This is a genomic window from Helicobacter sp. UBA3407 (genome assembly GCF_949747025.1).
Lineage (GTDB): Bacteria > Campylobacterota > Campylobacteria > Campylobacterales > Helicobacteraceae > Helicobacter_D > Helicobacter_D ganmani.
Genome location: NZ_CATKCB010000214.1, coordinates 1 through 2,911 on the forward strand (window position 1 = coordinate 1; position 2,911 = coordinate 2,911).

Sequence of the window (2,911 nt, forward strand, 5' to 3'; positions counted from 1 at the left end):
CAAAGGGTTCTTCAATCCAAGTAAAAGTTATGATAAAGTTTATGATGTGAGCTTTGATATTCCTAAAGCCTTTCCTGCGTTGTCTCTAAAAATTGCAAACAAAGAAGAAGTGGCTCATTATAGAAAACATTATTTTGTAGATGATAATGATGTGATTATGTGTCAGCCCCCGCTTTATGTTGGAGGATATTTAGGTAGAGTGTTTGATACGCGTTATGCTGGGCTTTTAAGAGAGTATTTTAAGCCACAAGAATTACAAGAGGGCAACACACCTTTTGCCGCATTGCTCCAAGAGATAGAATCTTCTCCCTCTCCTTGTGGGGTGCATATCAGGCGAGGGGATTTATCCCAGCCTCATATTGCTTATGGCAATCCCACGAGCAATGAGTATTTTGCCAAAAGCATAGAGCTAATGCGCCTTTTGCACCCGCAAAGTAGCTTTTATCTCTTCAGCGATGATTTAGCTTTTGTCAAAGAGCAGATTGTCCCACTGCTTAAGGGCAAAACTTATAGAATCTGCGATGTGAATAACCCAAGTCAGGGCTATTTGGATTTGTATCTTTTAAGTCGGTGTCGCAATATCATCGGCTCACACGGAGGTATGGGAGGATATGCGAAGATTCTTTCCCCTCACAATCCGCTTTTGATTACCCCTCGCTATCGTAATATTTTTAAAGAGGTAGAAAATGTAATGTGCGTGAATTGGGGAGAGAGTGTGCAACACTTACCTTTAGTATATTCTGCCCCCCCCCACTTGTCTCCCAGCTCAAAAGAAATGCGCCGCTTAATTCGCGCTTATATAAGGAGAAAGATAATGCAAGTGCTTGAAAAGTTTAAGGTAAAAAGGTTTGCAAATGGTTCCCTTTCTTGATGTCAAAGCAATAAATCAAAGATTGAGTGCAGAGATGGAATCTGCTTTTTGCGAAGTGCTAGAGAGTGGTTGGTATGTTTTGGGCGAGCAAGGCAAAGCCTTTGAGCGTGAGTTTAGCGCGTATTGTGGGACAAATTATTGTGTAGGTTGTGCAAATGGTTTGGACGCTTTGCGACTTAGTATTAAAGCATTTGGATTTGGCGTGGGCGATGAGATTATCGTCCCTGCAAATACCTATATTGCTTCCATTTTGGCAATCACTGATAATGGCTGCACACCTGTGCTTGTAGAACCAAGCTTAAAGACTTATAATATTGATGTGGATTTGATTGAGGAGCGTATCACACCAAAAACTAAAGCAATTCTTGTCGTGCATTTGTATGGACAGGCGGTGGAAATGCAGAAAGTTTGGGATTTAGCGCAAAAATATGGTTTAAAAATTATAGAAGATTCTGCACAAGCGCATGGCGCAATCTATCAAGGCAAGAGAGTAGGGAGTTTGGGCGATGTGAGTGGATTCTCATTTTTTCCGGGTAAGAATTTAGGTGCATTAGGCGATGGTGGCTGTGTGGTTACAAATGATGAAGCTTTGGCACAGAGAATCCGCGCATTAGGGAATTATGGCTCACATATCAAATATGAAAACCTCTATGCAGGGCTAAATTCTAGGCTTGATGAAGTCCAAGCGGCATTTTTGCGCCTCAAACTTAAAATCCTTGATGAGGATAATAAGCGGCGACAAGAGATTGCGAGAGTTTATAGAGAGCAGATTCAAAACGAGCGTATTATCCTCCCACAGGTTCAAAGTGAGGAGGGGGCGGTGTGGCATCTCTTTGTCGTGCGCACGAAAAATCGCGCGCGTTTGCAAGAGCATTTGAGTCAGAGTGGAATCCAAACGCTTATCCATTATCCTATCCCACCGCACAAGCAGCAGGCTTACAAGCAATATAATCATTTGAATCTGCCCATTACCGAGCGTATTCACAAAGAAGTGCTATCCTTGCCTATAAGTCCTGTGATGAGCGATGAGCAAGTAGGCATAGTGATAGATGCTGTGAATGCGTTTAAAGAATAGAATCTAAGGAGATAAAATGCAATATAAAATCGTAGAACTTACCTGTGGCTTAGGCAATCAAATGTTTCAATATGCCTTTGCTAAGAGTTTAGAGCATCATTTGCAAATGCCTATTTTGCTTGATAAAACTTGGTTTGAAGTAGAGGGGAAAAAGCATTCTATTCCCTTTAGTTTAGATATTTTCAATATTGATTTGCCTTATGCGACACAAGAACAAATCGCCTATGCTAAGGAAAAAATCAGGTATTTTGAAAGCAAACCTAAAATAATAAGAAGTATTCTAAAGCGCATAGGCTATCCTAGAGCTACGAATAGTTGTGCTACTTATGATAAATACATACCAGAGTATTTAAAGCCAAATTCTTTTACATATTTTTATGGTTGGTTTCAAAATCCACTTTATTTTAAAAATATATCCTCTCACATAAAGGAGATATTATGCCCCCCCCCATTAAAAGCGAAATAAATAAACATAAATTAGAGCAGATTCTCCAAGCTAAAAATAGTTGTTTTATTCATATACGAAAAGGTGATTATTGCACGCACTCTTGGCTATTAGGAAATGATGAGATTATTTGCGAGGATTGGATTAAGATTCAAACAAAAGAGGGGGCATTATGAAGTATTCCCTTAAGACTTTTGTGAGAAATATAAGGTATCTGGCAAGATATAATTTAAAAGAAATGGAGATAAGGCTGCATAACTTATCTCCTTTAAATTTCCAAAATTTTGCAGCAGTATTGCGCGATGAAATCAAAAATGACTTTGATAAAATCGCACCGCCTATTGTGAAAGATAGCTTTGAGACTTTGGAAATTTTATTACAATCTCAAAAAAGCTTTATTCGTTTTGGCGATGGTGAATATGATATTATGGAGGGTAAAAGCATACCCTTTCAAGAATATGATAAATATCTTGCTCAAACTTTGCAAGAAGCTATTACCTCACAAGATGAGAATCTCCTC

General features: G+C 39.0%; 5 protein-coding genes. All 5 read left to right on the forward strand.

Annotated elements, in window-relative coordinates; translation table 11 throughout:
* A partial coding sequence (locus tag Q1553_RS07695; protein WP_300842881.1) for an alpha-1,2-fucosyltransferase occupies nt 1–871 on the forward strand: 871 nt, incomplete at its 5' end.
* Nucleotides 855–1,946 (forward strand): DegT/DnrJ/EryC1/StrS family aminotransferase, encoded by a 1,092-nt coding sequence (locus Q1553_RS07700; protein ID WP_300842882.1) that lies wholly within the window; start codon nt 855–857, stop codon nt 1,944–1,946. The genes Q1553_RS07695 and Q1553_RS07700, both read left to right, overlap by 17 nt.
* 16 nt (nt 1,947–1,962) lie before the next feature.
* The gene (locus tag Q1553_RS07705; RefSeq protein WP_300842883.1) at nt 1,963–2,412 is read left to right on the forward strand and encodes an alpha-1,2-fucosyltransferase; all 450 of its coding nucleotides are present in this window, start codon (nt 1,963–1,965) and stop codon (nt 2,410–2,412) included.
* Entirely contained in the window at nt 2,385–2,567 is a 183-nt protein-coding gene (locus Q1553_RS07710; RefSeq protein ID WP_300842884.1) for a hypothetical protein, read from the forward strand. The genes Q1553_RS07705 and Q1553_RS07710 overlap by 28 nt, the downstream gene beginning before the upstream one ends.
* Nucleotides 2,568–2,629: 62 nt before the next feature.
* Nucleotides 2,630–2,911: GT-D fold domain-containing glycosyltransferase (locus Q1553_RS07715; protein ID WP_300842885.1), on the forward strand; the 282-nt coding region annotated here is incomplete at its 3' end.